The following is a 19179-nucleotide window of genomic DNA, read 5'->3' as shown; positions in this document are numbered from 1 at the left end:
CAGGGCCCCTACATCGTGTTCTTCGATTGGGACGAGTCCACCATCACTCCGGAAGCAGCAACCGTGCTCAACTCCGCCATCACCGCCTACGGCGATTGCGGTACCGCAGCCATCATGCTGGCCGGCCACACCGACCGCTCCGGCTCGGTCGAGTACAACATGGGTCTGGCAGAGCGTCGTAACGCCTCGGTCCGCGAATACCTCACCGGTCGCGGCATTCCGGGCGGTCGCATCTCCAGCGAAGCCTTCGGCGAAAGCATGCCCCGCGTGCCCACCGCAGACGGCGTGCGCGAACTGCAGAACCGCCGCGTGGAAATCACTTACGGCCCGGGCTCGGGCATGTAAGTCCACTCGGACACAACAACGAAAAGGGCCGGGAGCAATCCCGGCCCTTTTTGTTTGCGCAAGAGGGACGCGCTGGAAGTGCCCATGCGACGAACAGTTGAAAACCTCCGTCGCCCCTGACAGTGCATGTTCAGTCATGCGCGGCTAGTGCGCGCGTTTTCACATTCTCGGGATACCCCTTCCATTTACGCCTACGAGCCAGAAGTCTTCGAGGGTCCATGGTGGCGCAGCGCCTACGCCCGGTTGCGAGCCGATGCCTCGCGCCGTGGTGCAGGTTTTGCCCTGGCTCTCGCAATAGAGCTGCTGATCGTGCTGTTGCTGCTCTCGCTGGGACTGGGCAGCCGGGAGGACCAGCGCGAATTCGTGCCTGTCACCAGTTTCGACGTGAGCGAGGCCGACTCCCCGCAAGAGGAGCCAGCGCCCAGCGAACCGGAGAGCGCCGCCGCCCCTGTCGAAACCACGCCGCAGCCGCGCGACGAGCCGCAGCCGGTTGCGCCGTCCGTACTGCCGCTGCCCTCTGCCCTGCCCGTTCCTACCGTAAACGTCCCGCCACAGCCTGCACCCGAACCGGCGCCTACACCAACCGCCGCGCCGCGCGGGCGCATTGGCGCCGTCGTCCGGTCGGATCGGAACTTCGGGCCGGCAGACACTGGCAATCGCGGCGGGCCGGACAGCGAGAGGGTCGGAACGGCGCCCGACGGCTCTCCGCTCTACGCTGCTGCCTGGTACAGGGAGCCGGAGCCGGACCAGCTTTCCGGCTACCTCTCTGCCGCCAGCGGCCCCGGCTGGGGAATGATCGCCTGCCGCACCGCGCAGGACTGGCGCGTCGAGGATTGCGAGGTCGTCAGCGAATATCCGCAGAATTCGGGCATCGCGCGCGCCGTGCAGGCCGCTGCTTGGCAATTCAAGGTCCGCCCGCCGCGTCTCGGCGGGCAGTATCAGGTCGGCAGTTGGGTAAGGATCAGGATCAATTACACCAGCGCGCTGAGGCGTGGCGGCTGACAGCCGGTCAGTCGACCAGCATCAGGGCATCCAGCGCGATCACGCCCCGCCCTTCCGGATAGACGATCACGGGATTGAGATCGACTTCGCGGATGGAGGGATTGCCTTCCATGATGCGACCCATGGTCACGATCATTTCGGCAAGAGCATCCACGTCCAGCGCAGGCGATCCGCGCCAGCCCGTCAGCAGCGGAGCCTGCTTCAGCTTGAGCAGGCCTTCCTTCACCTGTTCGACGCCCAGATCGGGGGTGAACAGCTTCACGTCCTTCAGGATTTCCGCCGTCACGCCGCCAAAGCCCGCGAGCACGACCGGCCCCCACTGCGGATCGTGCTTCGCACCCACGATCATTTCGGTGCCCATGGTGCCCATCTTTTCCACCAGCACGCCGTCCAGAGTAATGGAGGAATCGTAGTTCGCTACGTTGCCGTACATCCGGTCGAACGCCTCGCGCACCTCTTCGGCCGACTTGAGATTCAGGATCACGCCGCCGGCATCGCTCTTGTGACCGAGCGCCGCGGCCTGTGCCTTCATCACCACGGGATAGCCGAGCGCATCGGCGGCCTTCGCGGCATCGTCGGCGGAAGCGGCAAAGGTGCTTTCGGGGAACGGCACGTTCAGCGGACGCAGCAGTTCCTTCGCCCGGTATTCGGGTATCACGCCGCTCTCGTCTGCAATGCCCGGCACCGCCAGCGGTTCGCCTGAACGGTTTTCGAGGTCGCGTTTGGCAAGGTCTGCCAAGCGAGCGATCGCGCGGTAGGCGCGTTCCGTGGAGGGGAAGTAGGGTATGCCCACTTTCGCCAACCCGTCCTTGTATTTCTGCGGCACGTTCGCGCCCTCGTCGACACCTGCGAAGACCAGCGGCTTGTCCATTTCGCGCCCATCGAGCACTTTCTGGATGGCCGGGAACTTGATCTCGCTGGTGATCGGGTCGGACTGGATGATGCTGGCCACCACGGAACCCACGCGGTCGTCCTCCAGCAGCGCGGTCAGCAGGTTGGTGTAGATCTCCGGTTCGCTGAGGCCCACGGCGGTAATGTCTGTCGGGTTCGATACCGGCACGAAATCGGGCAGCACTTCGCGCAGCCGGGGGCTGTTCCCGTCGTCGAGGTGCAGCAGGTCCAGCCCGATATCCTCGGCAAGGTCGAAGGCGAGGCCGCGCAGCGCGCCGCTTTCGCCCAGCACCACCATGTTCGCACCCGGCAGGCTCTCGCAAGTGACGGCGATGGTGGCGATATCGGCCAGTTCCTCCAGCGTGTCGGCAAAAATGATGCCTTCGCGCGTCAGCTTGGCCTTCATCAACGCGTAGTTGCCCGCCATTGCGCCAGTGTGGGTGGCAGCCGATTCCTGCGCCTTGTCGCTCTTGCCCGGATGCAGCAGCACGATGGGCTTGCCGGCGGAACGTGCACGGCGGGCGGCGGCGATGAATGCCTGCGGGCGACGGAACGTCTCCACATACATGGCGATCACGTGGGTGGCGGGATCGTCCACCAGCCATTCGACGTAGTCCTCCACGCCGGAGGCCGCCTCGTTCCCGGTTGAGACCGACGTGGAGACATAGCAGCCGCGCGGGTGCAGCGTGGTGGCCAGCACGGCGGCAAGCGCGCCCGACTGGCTGGCAACGCCCACGGCGCGCGCGCCCTTTGGCGGGGTCTGCATGTTGGTTTCCACGAAAGTTAGCGGAATACGCTCGACGTAGTTCGTGCAGCCGAGGCAATTCGGGCCTTCGATGATGATGCCGTGCTTCTCGGCAATGGCGGCCAGCTCGGCCTGGTCCTTCGCGCCCTCTTCACCCGCTTCGGAGAAACCGGCGGCATAGATCACCACCGCGCCGCAGCCGTTCTCGGCCAGCTCGCGCACCGTCTGCAGCACGAAGGGGCGCGGGATCGCCAGCACCGCGCAATCGACGCCGTGGGGCAGTTCCTTCACGTCCTTGTAGACCTTCAGGCCCTGAAGCTCGTCGCGCTTGGGGTTCACCGGGTAGACGTCGCCATCGAACTCGTACTGCACGAGGTTGTTCAGCAGCGTGCAGCCGAGCGCGCCGTGACGGTCGGACGCGCCGACGACGGCGACCGATTTGGGGCGCAACAGGCGATCGATCTGTTCGTTGGTGAAGCGACGGGTGCTCATCGGGCGATCCTCTTCCCTGACAATTCTCGCTGCGTTACGTAACCCGCAGCACCATAAGCGTCACCCCGACCGATGGCCGGGGTGATCGATTCAGCGGTATCAAGATCAGTCCTTGCTGACCTTGGTCTTGTCGAAAGCGCCGAGGCCAGGCTTGAAGGTCTTCTCGTCGAGAAACTGCTTCGTCGCTTCCTTGCGGGTTTCCCAGCCGCCAAAATCGTTCAACGCCTCCTGAGCGCGGATCAGGTAGTCCTCGGCATTGTCGTAGGTCATCTCGCGCACGCGGCGCACGGCCCACTTGGTAGCCCGCAGGGCCTGGCTGTCCTTCTTCTTCAGCACGTCGACCACTTCCTGCACGCGCGCCTTCAGCTTGTCGGCGGGGAGCGATTCGTTGACCATGCCCTTGGCTGCGGCCTCGGGTCCGGTCAGGTTCTCGCCCATCATGGCGTGGTACATGGCGTCGCGGAAGTTGAGCAGCTCTGCCGCGACCTTGGACGCACCGCCGCCGGGCAGGATGGCCCAGTTGATTTCGGACAGGCCGAACTGCGCATCGTCGGAGCAATAGGCGAGGTCGCAGGCGAACAGCGGGCCGTAGGCACCGCCGAAGCACCAGCCGTTGATCATGGCGACAGTCGGCTTTTCGTACCAGCGCAGGCGTTCCCACCAGCCGTAGGCCTGGCGCTGGTGCTCACGCACCTTGTGCAGGCCCTGCTGTTCGGCTTCGCGGAAGTATTCCAGCAGGTCCATGCCCGCGGACCATGAAGTGCCCTCCCCGGTCAGCACCAGCACCTGCACATCGTCACGGAATTCCAGTTCTTCCAGCACGATCAGCATCTGCTTGTTGAGCTTGGGGCTCATGCAGTTGCGCTTGTCGGGGCGGTTGAACGATACCCATGCGACGCCGTCGACGATGTCGTACTTGACGGTTTCTTCCTGCGGACGCGGATCGGGTTGCGACGGGCCTTTTGCCATGCTGACTCTCCTCTGCTGGCGCGACTCGCGCCGTTCGATTAATTGTTATCCCCAATAGCTATACAGATTGCTATAAGCAACAACAATCGCTAAGGTGCCCCGCATGGACGATCCGCTGATCCGCTTCCCCGGCTATTCGCTGCGACGGGCTGCCAATGCCACCGGCGCAGAACTTGCCGGGCGTCTGGCGGAACTGGGGCTGCGACAGGCCGATGCCTCTGCCCTGCTGCTGATTGGCACCTATCCCGATATCACCGCCAGCGCACTTGGCCGGCAGCTGGATATCCAGCGCGCCAACATGGTGCCGCTGCTGAAACGGCTGGAGAGCGACGGGCTGATCGAGCGCCACGCCATCGACGGAAAATCGCAGGGCCTCGTGCTGTCGGCGAAAGGCCGCAAGGTGCGCGACAAGGCCCTGGAAGTGATCGAGGCGTTCGAGGCCGAACTGCTTTCCCGCGTGCCAGCACAGCACCGCGCCCACCTGCTCCCGGCGCTCAACGCGCTATGGATCGTGGATAGCGGCGAGCAATAAAGCTAACGATACGGTGCGCCAGGCGCACCATGCAACAGGACAAGACAATGCCCCGCACACGCCTCTATTCGCTCGACGAACTTGATGACATTCCCGGAACCAAGGTGTTCCGCGCGCGCGAAAGCCGTCAGGCCTATCACCTGCACAAGTTCTGCATGAGCCTGATGAAGGCCGAGAACCGCGAGGCGTTCAAGGCGGACGAGCGTGCATATCTCGATCAATACGCCATGTCGGAAGAGCAGAAGCAGGCCGTGCTGGCGCGGAACCTGACGAAGCTGATCGAGCTTGGCGGAAACATGTATTTCCTCGTGAAGATTGCCAGCACCGACGGATGGAGCGCGCAGAAGGCGGTCAGTTCCATGAGCGGGATGAGCGCGGAGGAATATGCGCAGATGATGCTGGCGGGCGGTCGTTCGCCCGAAGGCCTGCGCTCGATAAGGAATAAAAACTGATGGCCCGTATTTCCGGCGGTATCGCCACCAGCCACGTGCCCGCAATCGGCGCGGCATTCGATCTCGGCAAGACCGAGGAAGATTACTGGAAGCCGATCTTCGAAGGCTACAAGTACGTGAAGGAATGGATCAAGGACAACACGCCCGACGTGGTGATCCTGATCTACAACGATCACGCAAGCTCGCTGATGCTGGATATCGTGCCGACCTTCGCGATGGGCTTTGCCGAGGAGTTCGAAAGCGCCGACGAAGGCTGGGGCCGCCGCCCGGTGCCGGTGGTGAAGAACCACCTCGATCTGGCCGCCCACGTGGCAGAGCAGCTGGTGATCGACGAGTTCGACCTGACGCTGATCAACGAGATGGACGTGGACCACGGCTGCACCGTGCCGCTCAGCCTCGTGTTCGGGAAAGTGGAGGAATGGCCGTGCAAGGTGATCCCCATCGCCGTCAACGTCACCCAGTTCCCAACCCCCAGCGGCGAACGCTGCTGGAAGCTGGGCGAAGCGATCCGCAACGCGGTGAAGACTTTCCCCGAAGACCTGAACGTGCAGGTCTGGGGCACGGGAGGCATGAGCCACCAGTTGCAGGGTACGCGCGCAGGGCTCATCAACGAGGAATTCGATCGCCGCTTCCTGGAGCTGCTGGCGCACGAGCCGGAAGAGCTGAAGTACATCACCCGCCTCGAATACCTGCGCGAGGCCGGCACAGAGGGGATCGAGCTGATCATGTGGCTGATAATGCGCGCGGCGATGGGTTACGGCGTAGAGGAGAAGCACCGCTTCTACCGCGTGCCTGCCAGCAACACTGCGGTCGGGCATGTGGTTTACGAGACCAAGAGCTAGCAAGTCACCAATCTCTGCTGATTGACAATGTCCGGGCGAGTGACGATCTAGCGCGTGACAACACGTCCACACACGCCAGCCGGGGAGCCTGACATGACCGACCAACCCACCGCCGCCGACCTGTCCGCCGATATCAAGCGCATCTTCCAGGCGCAGCAGGCGAACCAGTGGAACGTGAAGGCCAGCGATGCTGCCACGCGCAAGGCGAAGCTGCAGAAGCTGAAGGACGCGGTGGAAAGCCACGCGGACGATATCGTCGCCGCCGTGCTGAAGGACACGCGCAAGCCCGAAGGCGAGATCCGCGTGACCGAGGTGATGAACATCGTCGGCAATATCCAGCTCAACATCGACGAGCTGGAAGAGTGGATGAAGCCGACCCCGGTCACGCCCAGCAAGTCCGAAACCGACAAGGCCATGATCGTGCCCGAAGCGCGCGGCGTGTGTCTGGTGCTGGGCCCGTGGAACTTCCCGCTCGGCCTGACGCTCGGCCCGGTGGCCGCTGCGGTTGCCGCTGGCAACACATGCATGGTGAAGCTGACGGACCTGTGCCCCAACGTGGCGAAGATCGCCAAGGTGATCGTCGAGGAAGCCTTCGACGAGAACGAGGTCGCCGTGTTCGAAGGCGATGTCTCGGTGGCAGAAGCTCTGCTGGAACTGCCGTTCAACCACATCTTCTTCACCGGCTCTACCCGCGTGGGCAAGATCGTGATGGCAGCGGCAGCAAAGCACCTCTCCACCGTCACGCTGGAACTGGGCGGCAAGAGCCCCGTCATCATCGATCACGGCGCGGACGTAGCGCCTATCGCCGCCGCACTGGCCGGGGCCAAGCAGTTCAACGGCGGGCAGGCCTGCATCTGCCCGGACTACGTGTTCGTTCCGGAGGACAAGCAGGACGAACTGGTCGAAGGCTTCCGCACCAATGTGCAGAACAACCTTTACGGTAGCGGCGAGATCGACAAGTCCGCCATTGCGCAGATCGTGAACGAGGCGAATTTCAACCGCGTGAAATCCATGGTGGACGATGCCGTCGAAAAAGGCGCGACCATTGCCGTGGGCGGCGAAATGGATGCGGACGACCTCACCATCCACCCCACCCTGCTCACCGATGTCACCCCGCAGATGACAATCCTGCAGGAGGAAATCTTTGCCCCCGTGCTGCCGGTGATGACCTACGACAGCCTCGACCAGGTGATCGACTACATCGAGGCGCGCGACAAGCCGCTGGCGCTCTACATGTTCTCACCCAGCGAGGAGAACATGGACAAGGTGCTCAAACGCACCAGTTCGGGCGGCACGACCCTGAACGGCGTATTCTCGCACTACCTCGAAAATCGCCTGCCCTTCGGCGGCGTGAACGGCAGCGGCATGGGCAGCTATCACGGCTACTGGGGCTTCAGGGAATTCAGCCACCACCGCGCCGTCTACCAGCACATGGCGGCCTGAGGGGGCGGCCTGATCGCCGCTTCAGTCCTCCTGCCTGGGCAATGCCGGTGACGGCTTGCCCAGCGCAAGGTCTGCATCGGAAAACCGGATGGGCGTGCGCAGGCCCTTCAGGCCCGCCTCGTCCAGGTCCACCACCATGCCGCGAGCGACCATCTGCGGATCGGTGAGCGCCTGCTTCACATTGTTGATGGGGCCAGCGGGAATGCCGCGGTTCTCCAGCTTCAGCAGCAGGTCGTCGCGCTTCATTTCCTTCACCCGCATGGCGATGGCGGCGGACAGCGATGTGCGGTTCTTCACGCGGCGGGCGTTGGTCGTCCACTCCTCGCGCGCGGGCAGGTCTATCGCATCGGCAAAACGCCTGAATTGTTTGTCGTTGCCCACGGCCACGATCAGCCAGCCGTCCTTCGCCTCGAACGCCTCATAAGGCGCGATGTTGGGGTGGGCATTGCCCATCCGCTTCGGACTCCGACCGGAAACAAGGTAGTTCATCGCCTGGTTGCCGAGCGTTCCCACCATCACATCGAACAGCGCCATGTCGACAAGCTGCCCGCGCCCGGTCGTCTCGCGCTGGCGCAGCGCTGCCTGGATGCCGATCACGGCGTAGAGGCCGGTCATGATGTCGGCATAGGCAACGCCGATCTTGGTTGGCGCACCGTCGGGAAACCCGGTCAGGTCCATGATCCCGCTCATGCCTTGGATGATGAAGTCGTATCCCGCCCGGCCCGCGTAGGGGCCGTCGTGTCCGAACCCGGTGATCGAGCAGTAGACGAGGCCCGGATGGTTCGCGACAAGGCTTTTGTAGTCCAGCCCAAACTTGGCGAGGCTGCCCACGCGGAAATTCTCGATCACCACGTCGGCCTCGGCGATCAGGGCCTTCACCTTGTTCACGTCGCCCGCGCGATTGAAATCAGCGGTGATCGTGTCCTTGCCGCGGTTGGCGGCATGGAAATAGGCGGCATCCTTGGTGCCGTCGGGCCGATCTATGAACGGCGGGCCCCACTGACGGGTATCGTCGCCCTCGGGGCTTTCTACCTTGATGACTTCCGCGCCAAGATCCGCCAGCACCTGCCCGGCCCAGGGCCCTGCCAGAATACGCGCGAGTTCGACGACCTTGATACCGGCCAGCGGGGCATTGGATGGTGTTTCGCTCATGCGCCCCGCCTAGGCGCACTCCATGACAAGGTAAACGCCCGTCTCAGCCCCGCGTCTCAACCCTGCGGCGGAATATGGAACACGCGCTCCGCATTGCCGTGACAAAGCGCGTGCATTTCCGCCTCGGTGCATTCAAAGCTCTCGATGAAGTCCACCGCCGGTTTCATCGGCTGGTACGGATAATCGATCGCCCAGATGACGTTGTCGATCCCCATACGCGTGATGGCATAACGCAGGGCGAGATGGTCCTCCACGCCGCTGGTGGTGAAAACGAAGTTGTCGCGGAAGTATTCTTCCATGCTCCTTTCGGTCTTCGGTGCGCGGCCCACCTTCTGCGCGCGACTGTTCATGAAATTGATCCGCCAGATGAAGAACGGCACCATCTCACCCATGTGGCCGACGCAGATCTTCAGGTTCGGGAACCTGTCGAACACGCCGCCCGCCATCATGCGCAGCATCATCGTGCCCACTTCCACGCCATAGCCCCACATGGCCGAATCCATTGCATAGTCCTGCAACGGACCCTTCAGGCTGTCCGAGGGCGCCCGGGGGTGGATGTAGATCGTGGCATCGTGCGCCTCTGCCGCTTCCAGGATCGGCCAGAAGCGATAATCGTCGAAATAGTCGCCGTGGGTGTGGCTGTTGACGACAAGGCCATTGAGTTTCAGCTCGGTCATCACGCGCTCCACCTCTTTCGCGGCCCGTTTCGGGCTGTGCGGGGCGAAGCTGCCGAGGCCGGCAAAGCGATCAGGGCGATTGGAGCAGATCTCGGCCAGCCGGTCGTTGGAAAGCGCCGCAAGGTCTGTCGCGGTATCGGCATCGAACATCTGCACGCCCGGCGCTGTCAGCGTGAGCAGGTGCATGTCCACGCCGTGTTCGTCCATCTGCGGCAGACGCTGCTCCTCCACGTCCAGCAGTCCTTGCAGGAAGTTCATCTTGCCGTAGCCGCTGTTATCCTCCTCCGCATCGTAGATGCCTGCCACCAGCAACTTGTCGAGGCTCTGACTGGGACTGCGCGCCACCTTCTTCAGTTCATCGGCGACCTCGGGGATGGTCCAGGCTTCCTCGCAGGCAATCAGGCGACATCTCTTTCCCATGGGTCTCTCCTCTCCCGTTGAACTATCAAGGTTTGGGCAAGACTAGGGATTTCGTCACGTTTGCCAAATCGGATTTTTGCGCGCAGGATTGTCTTCATGGCATCGCGCAAGCCATCCGAACTCGCAGCCAGCGAGCCTGAAAGCTGGTCCTCGGCCGGTCTCGCCCGGCCCGAGGCGCTGCGCGAATGGCGCGAATGGGCAGCCAGCACCATCGCACCGATCGAAGTGGAAGTCTTCGATGCAGACAGTTTCGCAGCGCGCTGGATCAGCCACGGCATCGGCCAGCTTCGCCTGCTGCACCTCTATGCCCCGGCGCAGCGCGTAACGCACACCGGCACCGAAGGCAGCGCGGGCCGCGCCGCGCCCTCCATCCAACTCGTCTATTCCCGACACGGCGCGATGAAGACGCTGATGGGCGGCAAGAGCTTCACCATCGAGCCGGGGCAGTTCGTGCTGCTGGACAACACCCGTTTCTACCAGATGGAAATGGCGACAGAGCACGAGTGCCTCGACCTGATGATGCCGCAGGGCTGGCTGGAAAAGCACTTGCCCGATCCCGGCGCGCTGCTGGCGCGTCCGATCGAGACCCGTGAAGGTTGGGGCAGGCCGCTTGGGGCATTGCTGGAAACCATGCTGGACGGGATCGACCAAGCGCCCCTCCCCCGCCCTCTCATCGCGGAACAGGTCGGCACGCTGCTGTCGCTGGCGACGGGAGTGGAGGAAGCGGGCGTCGGAACCCGCCATCGCGGACAACTGGCACGGCGCATCCTGCGCCGTATCGAGAGCGACTATGCGGACTCGGCCCTGTCGCCCGAACGCGTGGCGGAGGATTGCGGCATTTCCAAGCGCTACCTGCAAACCCTGCTGGCGGGCAGCGGCACCAGTTTCGTGCAGGAGCTCAACGCCATGCGGCTGGACCGGGCGAGCGACATGCTGGCCGATCCGCGCGCGGCGGGCCTGCCGGTGGCGGACATCGCCTTTCGCAACGGGTTTCTCGATCCCGGCTACTTCACCCGGCTGTTCCGCAAGCGTTTCGGCGTGACGCCCAGCGCCTGGCGCGCCGGGCACGCCCCGCAGAGCTGATCGGTCCCACCTGCATGAAACTGGTTCTCGCCATAGTCGTGCTGGCTGCTCTCGCACTGGGCGTGGCCTACTGGATTTCGCCCCTCCACACCTTCAACACGCTGGTGCCCAAGGATGGCAATACGCGTAAAGTGGCAGACGGGCTCGCCTATGGCGATCACCCGCGCCAGCGTCTCGATATCTATGCGCCCGTCGAATCGCCCGACATTCGCCTGCCGATCATCGTGTTCTTCTACGGCGGCAGTTGGAACAGCGGCACGCGGGAGGGATACGATTTCGCTGGCCGGGCGCTGGCGGCGCAGGGCTTTGTCGTCGTGGTGCCTGATTACCGGCTCGTGCCGGAAGTGCGCTATCCCGGCTTCGTGGAGGATGGCGCGGCGGCGCTGCGCTGGGTGCAGGCGAATGTTGCCGACCACGGCGGCGATCCGGAGAGCGTGGTGCTGAGCGGCCATTCCGCCGGCGCCTATATCGCCGCGATGCTGGCCTACGATGCGCGCTGGCTGGGCGAGGATCGCGCGATGGTGCGCGGCTTTGCTGGACTTGCCGGGCCGTTCGACTTCCTGCCGCTGGACACCGATTCCACCCGCGCCGCCTTCGGCGAATGGCCGGACCTGCCCGAGACGCAGCCGGTCAACTGGGCCGGCGCAGGCGATCCCCCCGCGCTGCTGCTGCACGGCGCGCAGGATGCTACGGTGAAGCCGCGCAATTCCATCGCGTTGGCGGCCGCGCTGGAGGAGGCGGGCGTGGAGGCGCAGGTGATCGAATACGAAGAGGTGGACCACGTCGACGTTCTCATCCACCTTGCCCGGCCCCTGCGTTCGCGCAGCACGGTGCTGGAAGACCTGACTCGCTTCGCGCGCAACCGTACCGGCGGGAACTGAGCCAATCCAGACAAATTCCCCTGCGCTTTTCTCCTACTGGCCTTGCGCGGGAATCCTTTGCCAAATCGGTGCTCGTGCGTAACCTCACAATCGAATTCGCTCTTCGTGGATGAACCCGAAAAGGGTCGGCACGGCGGGCGAGGCATTTGAGAGGATGCACGCACATGTCGGAAAAGAGCTTTCCCCTGCCCAGCTCGCTGAAAGTGACTCCGGGAACGGAGGCCGCGCAGGCCGCCTACCCCTACTACGCGCAGTTCCAGCCCGGCGATGACGAGCGCTTCTGGTTCTACAATTCTATGCATTTTCCCGAGCCGATGCATCATTTCGACATGATCACGGCGGAGGCGGCCTACTGCGCGCTGGGTGCGTTCAACACCCGCGTGCACGTGCTGCCCACCACCAAGGGCATCGATCACCGCATCATCAACGGCCGCGTCTTCATCGGCGGGGTGCCGGTGACAGACCCCGAGGAAGTCGAGGCGCGCGCGGCGGAGTTCCAGCAGCGCGGGTTCTATTACTACGAGAACTGGGAAAAGCTCTACGACCAGTGGAAGGACAAGATGAAGGCGCTGATCGCACAGGCGCAGGACCTCCCCACGCCGCACCTGCCCCAGTTGGAGCCGATGGAGACGACCCACACCGGCAAGGGCGTGGCCGCCAACCACGCGCTGATCGAGACCTATCGCAAGCAGCTCAATGGCTATTACCAGATGTGGCACCACCACTTCGAGTTCCTGCTGCTGGGCTACGGCGCCTACATGACCTTCTTCGATTTCTGCAAGACGGCCTTCCCCGAGATTTCCGACCAGGCGATCAGCCGCATGGTGGCGGGAATGGAAGCGGAAATCTTCAAGCCCGACGAGGAAGTGAAGCGCCTCGCCCGCCGCGCGGTGGAACTGGGCGTCGACCAGCATTTCACCGCCGACATGGATATCGAAAGCGTGCTCGCCGATCTCGACAAGGTGGGCGGCCCCGGCAAGGAATGGCTGGGCGAGCTGGAGACGAGCCGCAATCCATGGTTCAACGTGAACGTGGGCGATGGGTTCTACCACTATCACCGCAGCTGGAACGACGACCTGTCGATGCCCTTCGCCGCGCTTCCCGGCTATATCGAGAAGATCAAGGCGGGCGAGAATATCGAGCGCCCGATGGACCAGCTCATTAAGGAGCGCGACCAGATGGTCGCCGACTACCGCGAACTGCTCGACACCGAAGAGGACAAGGCGACCTACGACCAGCTGATCGAGCTGGCGCACCGCGTGTTCCCTTACGTGGAAGGGCACAAGTTCTACTGCGAGCACTGGTACACCAACCTGTTCTTCAACAAGATCCGCGAATTCGGCGCGCTGCTGGCGGAGCACGGCTTCTGGGAAAAGGAAGAAGATGTCTTCCACCTCACCCATTACGAGCTGGAAAGCGCCATCATCGACCTCATGCTGAGTTGGTCCTCCGGGTCGCCCCCGATGGGGCCGTCTCGCTGGCCCGCGATTGTCGCAGAACGTCAAAAGGCGATCGACACGTGGGCCGGCGAGACAGTTCCGCCAGCATTGGGACAGGTGCCAGAGGCGATCGACGATCCCGCCATCGTCATGCTGTGGGGCATCACCCGCGAGAGCCTGGATACCTGGCTCTCCGACGGCGAAGGCGATCCCAACGAGCTGCGCGGCTTTGCCGCCTGCAACGGCGTGGTGGAAGGCACCGCGCGCGTCATCAGGTCGGTGAAGGAGATCGACCGGATTCAGCAGGGCGATATCCTGGTATGCCAGGTGACGAACCCCACCTGGTCCCCGCTGTTCCAGAAGATCAGCGCGGCGGTGTCCGACATCGGCGGCTCGATGAGCCACATGGCCATCGTGGCGCGCGAGTACGGCCTGCCCGCCGTGGTGGGCACCGGCAACGCCAGCCAGAAGATCAGGGACGGCGCGCGCATCCGCGTCGATGGCGGCAAGGGCACGGTCACCATCCTGGAACAGTCCGCCGAAACGCGCGAGCTGGAGGACGCCTGAGCCATGGACGCGGTCGCATGGTTTGCAGACGTCGGCATCGCGGACCGCCCCACCGTTGGCGGCAAGGGCGGATCGCTGGGTGAACTGACGCAGGCCGGGATCGACGTGCCGCCCGGCTTCGTCGTCACCGTGGCCGCGTTCGAGCAGTTCCTCGAGAAGCTGGAAGCAAGGGAGCCGATCCGCCCGCTGGTGGAAGCGCTCGACCCGCAGGACCTCGGCGCCGCGACGAAGCTTTCCGAACAATTGCGCGTCCGCGTGATGGAAGAGGCCATGCCCACCGAGGTGCAGGACGCGCTGAAAACGGCTCACGCGCGGCTTTGCGAGGACGGCCAGCCCGTCGCCGTGCGCAGTTCCGCCACCACAGAGGATGCCGAGGATGCGAGCTTCGCGGGCCTTCAGGATACCTTCCTCTGGGTGCTGGATGCAGACGACATGATCGAGCGCGTCCGCGAGTGCTGGGCCTCGCTCTACTCGGTCGAGTCCATGACATACCGCCGCAAGCAGGATTTCCCCGAGGTTGGCGTTGCCATGGCCGTAGTGGTGCAGCGCATGGTGGATGCGAAATGCGCGGGCGTGATGTTCACCCGCAGCCCGACCACCGGCGACAAGTCCGTCATCACCATAGAGGGCGCATGGGGCCTCGGCTCCAGCGTGGTTTCCGGCGAGGTGACGCCCGATAAATGGGTGCTGGGCAAGATTACCGGCGAGATCAGCCAGCGCGACATTTCCGACAAGCACGCCCGGCAGGTGCCCGCCGAGGGCGGCGGCATCGTCGAGATCGAGAACGACGACGAAAGGCGCAAGTCACCCTGCCTCACCGACGATGAACTGCTGGCTCTGCGCGAAGTGGGCCGCCGGATCGAGCGGCACTATGGCAAGCCGCAGGATATCGAATGGGCGCTGGACCAGGACGGCAAGGTCCTGCTGCTGCAATCGCGTCCGGAAACGGTCTGGGCGATGAAGGACGCCGAAAGCGCGCCGGTGAGAAAGCCGGAAGGCAAGGCCTACAACCACGTGATGGCGATCTTCGGGGGCAAGAAGAAATGAGCCTGACAGGCAAGGACGTGGCCGAAATCGCGCGTCTGCTGAACGAAAGCCAGTTCAACTCGCTCGACCTGAAGCTGGGAAGCACCAAGCTGCGCATCCGCCGCGATGGCGGTGGCGGCAGCCGCGGGCGCTGGGTGGCCGACGGGGACGAGAGCAGCGACGAAACGCCACAGCCGCAGGGAAATGCAGGCGTCGAGCCGCCGCCCTCCCCGCCCCCGTCCGGCAGCGCCGAACCTGCAAGCGAAGCCGGTGCGGGTCCAGGCGCCGGTGAAGTCGACGTGCCCGCCCCGCTGCTGGGCAACTACTACGCCGCGCCTCGCCCCGGCGAAGACCCGTTTGTCCAAGTCGGCGACCGCGTGGAGCCCGATACGATCATCGCCATCATCGAGGTGATGAAACTGATGAACTCGGTGCGCGCGGGCGTTTCCGGCACGGTCACGGCCGTGCTGCCGGAGAACGGCAGCGCCATCGAGAAGGGGCAGGCAATCATTCGGGTGAAGGTGGACTGATGGCCAATATCCAGATCGTCGAAACCAGCTTGCGCGATGGCAACCAGTGCCTCTGGGGCGCCACCGGCATCGACACCGCGAAGACGCTTTCCATCGCGCCCGCCATGGAGCGTGCGGGTTTCTCCGCTATCGATTTCACCACCTCCACCCACATGGGCGTGGCCGTGCGCTATAAGCAGGAGGACCCGTGGGAACGCATCCGCGCCATGGCGGATATCTGCAAGACCACGCCGCTCCAGTTCCTCTCCACCGGTTTCCGCTTCATCGCCTGGGAAACCGCGACCCCCGATTTCATGGAACTGGCTTTTGCCACGCTGGCGAGGAACGGCATCCGCCGTTTTGCTCTCGCCGATCCGATGAACGATGCGAAATCGAACGTCGAGGTCGCCCGAATGGTGAAACGCGCCGGCGGGGAGCAGGTGGTGGGCGCGCTGGTCTATTCGATCAGCCCGATCCACGACGATGCGCACTATGCCGAGGCTGCGCGCACCATGGCGGCGAGCAAGGATATTGATACGCTCTACATCAAGGACCCCGGCGGCCTGCTGACGTCCAAGCGCGCTGCGACCCTGATCCCCGCGATCATGGCCGAGATCGGCGACCTGCCGCTAGAACTGCATTCGCATTCCACCATCGGTCTTGCCGAGCAGGCCTATTGCGAAGCCGCCGACATGGGCATCGCCGCGCTGCAATGCGCCAGCGGTGGCCTCGCCAGCGGCACCTCTCACCCCTCCGTGCGCGGCACCGTCGCCAACCTGCGCGCCACCGGCCACACCGTCGATATCGACGATGAGGCGGTGGACGAGATTTCCGACTGGTTCACTGCCATCGCCGATGCAGAAAACCTGCCCAAGGGCGAACCGATGCATTTCGACGCCGCCTATTTCCAGCACAACCTGCCCGGCGGCATGGTCGGCACCATGCGCCGCCACCTGGCCGATCAGGGCGTGCCCGAACTGGAAGGCGCGGTGATCGAGGAAATGGGCCGCGTGCGGCGTGAACTGGGCTGGCCCATCGTGATGACGCCGTTCGCGCAAATGTTGCAGACGCAGGCGGTGATGAACGTGACCAGCGAGGAACGCTGGAGCGTGATCCCGGACGAGATCATCCGCTTCGCCATCGGCAAGTTCGGCAGGCCCAACGCGCCGGTCGACCAGAACGTGATGGACCGCATCATGGCGAACCCGCGCACAAAGGAGCTTGAGGCCGAGAAGGGCATGGCCGACGTGGCGGACCTGCGAAAGAGGCTAGGCGCCCACCTTTCGGACGAGGAATTCCTGCTGCGCGCCACCATGCCGCAGAACCTTGTCGACGCGATGCAGGCAGCCGGGCCAGCCGCGCGTGAGTACGACCCGAAAAAGGTGCCGCTGATGAACCTGTTGAAAGAGGTGCTGGCGCGCACCGATATCGATGAGTTCGAACTGGAGAAGGACGATATCAAGGTGGAAGTCGAGCGGTAGGAGGCGGCGCTTTCCTACTTAGCTTCAGGCACGCCAGTCTCGCGGCATGAATCGTCTCATCTTCCTGAATTATCGTGTTTTTCAGTCAGTCCGGGCGAAGGGGCGATTTCTTCTCCTGGACAGTGTTCCATGTGTTCCAAATTAGGTTGGCAAGAGATGCGCACACCGAAAGGTTTCATGTTCGATCTGGATGGGACGCTGATCCTCTCCAACCGCAAGTTGGGCAGTTATGATGCAATTCCCGGCGCGGCGGAGGCCCTGCGCCATCTCGACGATCTCGGCGTGCCGTGGATCGCGCTCACCAACGGCAGCGCCTATGCCAGCCGCGTGCAGGCCCCGCGTCTGCGAGAAGTCGGCCTGCCGGTGCCCGACGAGAAGCTGTTCACGCCCAACTCGGTCGCCGCCAAGGTGATTGCCGATGGCGGTTACAAGCGGGTGCTGGTGCTGGGCACCGACGGCGTGACGCAGGCGCTGGAGGAACTGGGCGTCACCTGCGTGTCGCCGGACGGTGACCACAAGGGCTGCGATGCCGTCTATATCGCCTGGCATCCCGAATGCTCGATGCCGCACATCCACGCCGCCTGCGAAGCCGTGCTGGACGGCGCGGCTTTCCTGACGGCATCGGATGTGCCGTTTTTCGCCACCAAGGAAGGCCGAAGCTTCGGCTATTCCTGCGCCATCAACGGCGCAGTCAACCGCGTGACAGGAGTGGAACCGCAGCCCACCGGCAAGCCCTCCGCCCACGCGCTGGACTTCATTTCCGCCCAGCTTGGCGTGGCGAAGGAAGACGTCGGCGTGGTTGGCGATGATGCAACGGCCGAGATGCAGATGGCGCGCGAAGGCGGGGCGATCGGCATCGCCGTCACCAGCGGCTCCACCAGCGCGGAGGAATGGGCGCGGCAACCGGCGACCAAGATGCCCCACGTGGTGATCGAGAACATTGGCGAGTTGGCGGCGCGCATGGGATTGGGGTAAGGCGGCGCGCAAAGGAGAAACACCATGCAGCTAGGCCGCCTCAACCACGTCGGCATCGCCGTGCCCGACCTCGCCAGCGCCATCGCGCACTACCAGGAAGTGCTGGGCGCGACCGACATCACCGAACCCTTCGACCTGCCCGAGCAGGGCGTGAAGGTGTGCTTCGTCAACACGCCCGGCCACGACGGAACAAAGGGCACGCAGCTCGAGCTGCTGGCCCCGCTTTCCGAGGATTCGCCGGTCACAGGCTTCCTCGCCAAGAACCCGCTAGGCGGCCAGCACCACGTGTGTTTCGAAGTGCCCGACATCGGGGAGGCGCGCGCCGAGTTCGAACGGCAGGGAAAGCGCATTCTCGGCCCCACCCGCATTGGCGCGCACGGCACGCCGATCTTCTTCATCCATCCCAAGGACATGATGGGCCAGCTGACCGAGATCATGGAAACCCCGAAGGACGGCGGCGCGCATTGAGCGCGAAGCTCGGCTTCTCGGTCGAGGACCTGCTGCCCAAGGCGCGCGGCGGCGGGGCGCTGAAGATGGGGCTGGTGTCGCTGGAAGAAGACGAGTGGCTCCACCCCACGCCCGATCTCGCCGCACGGACCGAGGCATTCGATGCGCATCCCGAAAGCGTGCAACTCACCCCGCGCGCCGAAGCGGCGGGGGACGAACTTGCCGCCATGCTGGGCACGACAGGCGGCCTTGAAGGCGCGGCGCGCTCCGCCCACGAGGACATGTGCCTGCTTGCTGCGGAGACGGGCGAGGAGGTGTACCGCCTGATCGGTGCCGCCGTCGCCTGGCCCACGGACTGGCACCCGGCGGACAAGCTGGGACTGCCGCTGGTCGCTCTGCACGCGCCGATCCACGGATACGAAGACCAGCTTGCCACCGGCGTCGACCATTTCATGGCGAAGCTGAAGCCCGGCAGAATCTTCGGCCGCTGCAACTGGTTCGTCGCGCCCACCCCTTCCCTGCGCTGGATAGACACCTCGCCGCCGAGCGAGACATTCGCCCACGTCACGCCGGAAAACGCCGGCGAAACCTTGTTCGTCCGCAGCGAGCGCCAGACCCTGCGCCGCCTGCACGAAACAGGTGCAATCGTGTTCACCATCGGCGTTTACGTGGCACCGCTCTGCTCGCTTTCCGGCGCAAACCTTGCGCGCATTGCCCATTCGCTCGATACCATCCCGCCGGAAGAGGCCGATCGGCGCGGGGCGCGATGGTTCGCGCCGCAACTGGCCGCCTATGCAAGAGGATAGCCC

The 19179-nt window shown here is 64.2% G+C and carries 19 protein-coding genes; 15 read left to right on the top strand and 4 right to left on the bottom strand.

Translation table 11 applies throughout. From position 1 onward, the window contains the following. A partial coding sequence (locus D4Q51_RS11805) for an OmpA family protein (protein ID WP_162925078.1) occupies positions 1 to 345 on the top strand: 345 nt, incomplete at its 5' end. 147 nt (positions 346 to 492) lie between these two features. Beyond that, positions 493 to 1347, top strand: coding sequence for a hypothetical protein (locus D4Q51_RS11800; RefSeq protein ID WP_240624698.1), 855 nt, complete (start codon positions 493 to 495; stop codon positions 1345 to 1347). A 7-nt stretch (positions 1348 to 1354) separates the two neighbouring features. Here the strand turns inward: D4Q51_RS11800 and D4Q51_RS11795 are convergent, their stop codons facing one another. Next, positions 1355 to 3475, bottom strand: a complete 2121-nt coding sequence (locus tag D4Q51_RS11795) for an acetate--CoA ligase family protein (RefSeq protein ID WP_120077941.1) — start codon at positions 3473 to 3475, stop codon at positions 1355 to 1357. 105 nt (positions 3476 to 3580) lie between these two features. Then, complete coding sequence (locus D4Q51_RS11790) at positions 3581 to 4444, bottom strand: p-hydroxycinnamoyl CoA hydratase/lyase (protein WP_120077940.1); 864 nt, start codon at positions 4442 to 4444, stop codon at positions 3581 to 3583. A gap of 103 nt (positions 4445 to 4547) precedes the next feature. Between D4Q51_RS11790 and D4Q51_RS11785 the strand changes: the two genes are divergently transcribed. From D4Q51_RS11785 to D4Q51_RS11770, 4 genes are all read left to right on the top strand, one after another. Then, positions 4548 to 4976, top strand: coding sequence for a MarR family winged helix-turn-helix transcriptional regulator (locus tag D4Q51_RS11785; protein ID WP_120077939.1), 429 nt, complete (start codon positions 4548 to 4550; stop codon positions 4974 to 4976). A 47-nt stretch (positions 4977 to 5023) separates the two neighbouring features. Beyond that, positions 5024 to 5428: a protocatechuate 4,5-dioxygenase subunit alpha gene (gene ligA / locus D4Q51_RS11780; RefSeq protein ID WP_120077938.1), complete on the top strand. Its 405-nt coding sequence runs from the start codon at positions 5024 to 5026 to the stop codon at positions 5426 to 5428. Then, positions 5428 to 6270 carry a class III extradiol dioxygenase subunit beta gene (locus D4Q51_RS11775; RefSeq protein WP_120077937.1) on the top strand — a complete coding sequence of 281 codons (843 nt, stop codon included), beginning with the start codon at positions 5428 to 5430 and terminating at the stop codon, positions 6268 to 6270. Before ligA ends, D4Q51_RS11775 begins: the two co-directional genes overlap by 1 nt. Positions 6271 to 6363: 93 nt before the next feature. Continuing rightward, a complete protein-coding gene (locus D4Q51_RS11770) occupies positions 6364 to 7713 on the top strand; it encodes an aldehyde dehydrogenase family protein (protein WP_120077936.1) in 1350 nt (449 codons plus the stop codon). 21 nt (positions 7714 to 7734) lie between these two features. Here D4Q51_RS11770 and D4Q51_RS11765 read toward each other — a convergent pair whose 3' ends face one another. Then, complete coding sequence (locus tag D4Q51_RS11765) at positions 7735 to 8865, bottom strand: CaiB/BaiF CoA transferase family protein (protein WP_120077935.1); 1131 nt, start codon at positions 8863 to 8865, stop codon at positions 7735 to 7737. A 56-nt stretch (positions 8866 to 8921) separates the two neighbouring features. After that, the gene (locus tag D4Q51_RS11760) at positions 8922 to 9962 is read right to left on the bottom strand and encodes an amidohydrolase family protein (protein ID WP_120077934.1); all 1041 of its coding nucleotides are present in this window, start codon (positions 9960 to 9962) and stop codon (positions 8922 to 8924) included. A 96-nt stretch (positions 9963 to 10058) separates the two neighbouring features. On the opposite strand from D4Q51_RS11760, the gene D4Q51_RS11755 reads away from it, so the two are divergent. The 9 genes from D4Q51_RS11755 (at position 10059) to D4Q51_RS11715 (ending at position 19176) form a co-directional block, all read left to right on the top strand. Continuing rightward, positions 10059 to 11045: a helix-turn-helix domain-containing protein gene (locus tag D4Q51_RS11755; RefSeq protein ID WP_120077933.1), complete on the top strand. Its 987-nt coding sequence runs from the start codon at positions 10059 to 10061 to the stop codon at positions 11043 to 11045. Positions 11046 to 11059: 14 nt separating this feature from the next. After that, positions 11060 to 11926, top strand: coding sequence for an alpha/beta hydrolase (locus D4Q51_RS11750; RefSeq protein WP_120077932.1), 867 nt, complete (start codon positions 11060 to 11062; stop codon positions 11924 to 11926). Between the two features lie 164 nt (positions 11927 to 12090). Further along, the gene (locus D4Q51_RS11745; RefSeq protein ID WP_120077931.1) at positions 12091 to 13932 is read left to right on the top strand and encodes a PEP-utilizing enzyme; all 1842 of its coding nucleotides are present in this window, start codon (positions 12091 to 12093) and stop codon (positions 13930 to 13932) included. A 3-nt stretch (positions 13933 to 13935) separates the two neighbouring features. Further along, positions 13936 to 14979, top strand: a complete 1044-nt coding sequence (locus tag D4Q51_RS11740; protein WP_120077930.1) for a PEP/pyruvate-binding domain-containing protein — start codon at positions 13936 to 13938, stop codon at positions 14977 to 14979. Next, positions 14976 to 15488: an acetyl-CoA carboxylase biotin carboxyl carrier protein gene (locus D4Q51_RS11735; RefSeq protein ID WP_120077929.1), complete on the top strand. Its 513-nt coding sequence runs from the start codon at positions 14976 to 14978 to the stop codon at positions 15486 to 15488. Before D4Q51_RS11740 ends, D4Q51_RS11735 begins: the two co-directional genes overlap by 4 nt. Then, the gene (locus tag D4Q51_RS11730; RefSeq protein ID WP_120077928.1) at positions 15488 to 16948 is read left to right on the top strand and encodes a biotin carboxyl carrier protein; all 1461 of its coding nucleotides are present in this window, start codon (positions 15488 to 15490) and stop codon (positions 16946 to 16948) included. The genes D4Q51_RS11735 and D4Q51_RS11730 overlap by 1 nt, the downstream gene beginning before the upstream one ends. A gap of 156 nt (positions 16949 to 17104) precedes the next feature. After that, positions 17105 to 17923: an HAD-IIA family hydrolase gene (locus D4Q51_RS11725; RefSeq protein ID WP_162925305.1), complete on the top strand. Its 819-nt coding sequence runs from the start codon at positions 17105 to 17107 to the stop codon at positions 17921 to 17923. Positions 17924 to 17947: 24 nt separating this feature from the next. Continuing rightward, a complete protein-coding gene (mce, locus tag D4Q51_RS11720) occupies positions 17948 to 18391 on the top strand; it encodes a methylmalonyl-CoA epimerase (RefSeq protein ID WP_120077926.1) in 444 nt (147 codons plus the stop codon). Next, the gene (locus D4Q51_RS11715; RefSeq protein WP_240624697.1) at positions 18388 to 19176 is read left to right on the top strand and encodes a heme-dependent oxidative N-demethylase subunit alpha family protein; all 789 of its coding nucleotides are present in this window, start codon (positions 18388 to 18390) and stop codon (positions 19174 to 19176) included. The genes mce and D4Q51_RS11715 overlap by 4 nt, the downstream gene beginning before the upstream one ends. Positions 19177 to 19179: the final 3 nt, after the last annotated feature.

The sequence above is a fragment of the Aurantiacibacter odishensis genome (genome assembly GCF_003605195.1).
Taxonomy (GTDB): Bacteria; Pseudomonadota; Alphaproteobacteria; order Sphingomonadales; family Sphingomonadaceae; genus Alteraurantiacibacter; species Alteraurantiacibacter odishensis.
The sequence above is the reverse complement of the archived record's forward strand: the minus strand, read 5'-3'. Positions and strand labels throughout refer to the sequence as shown.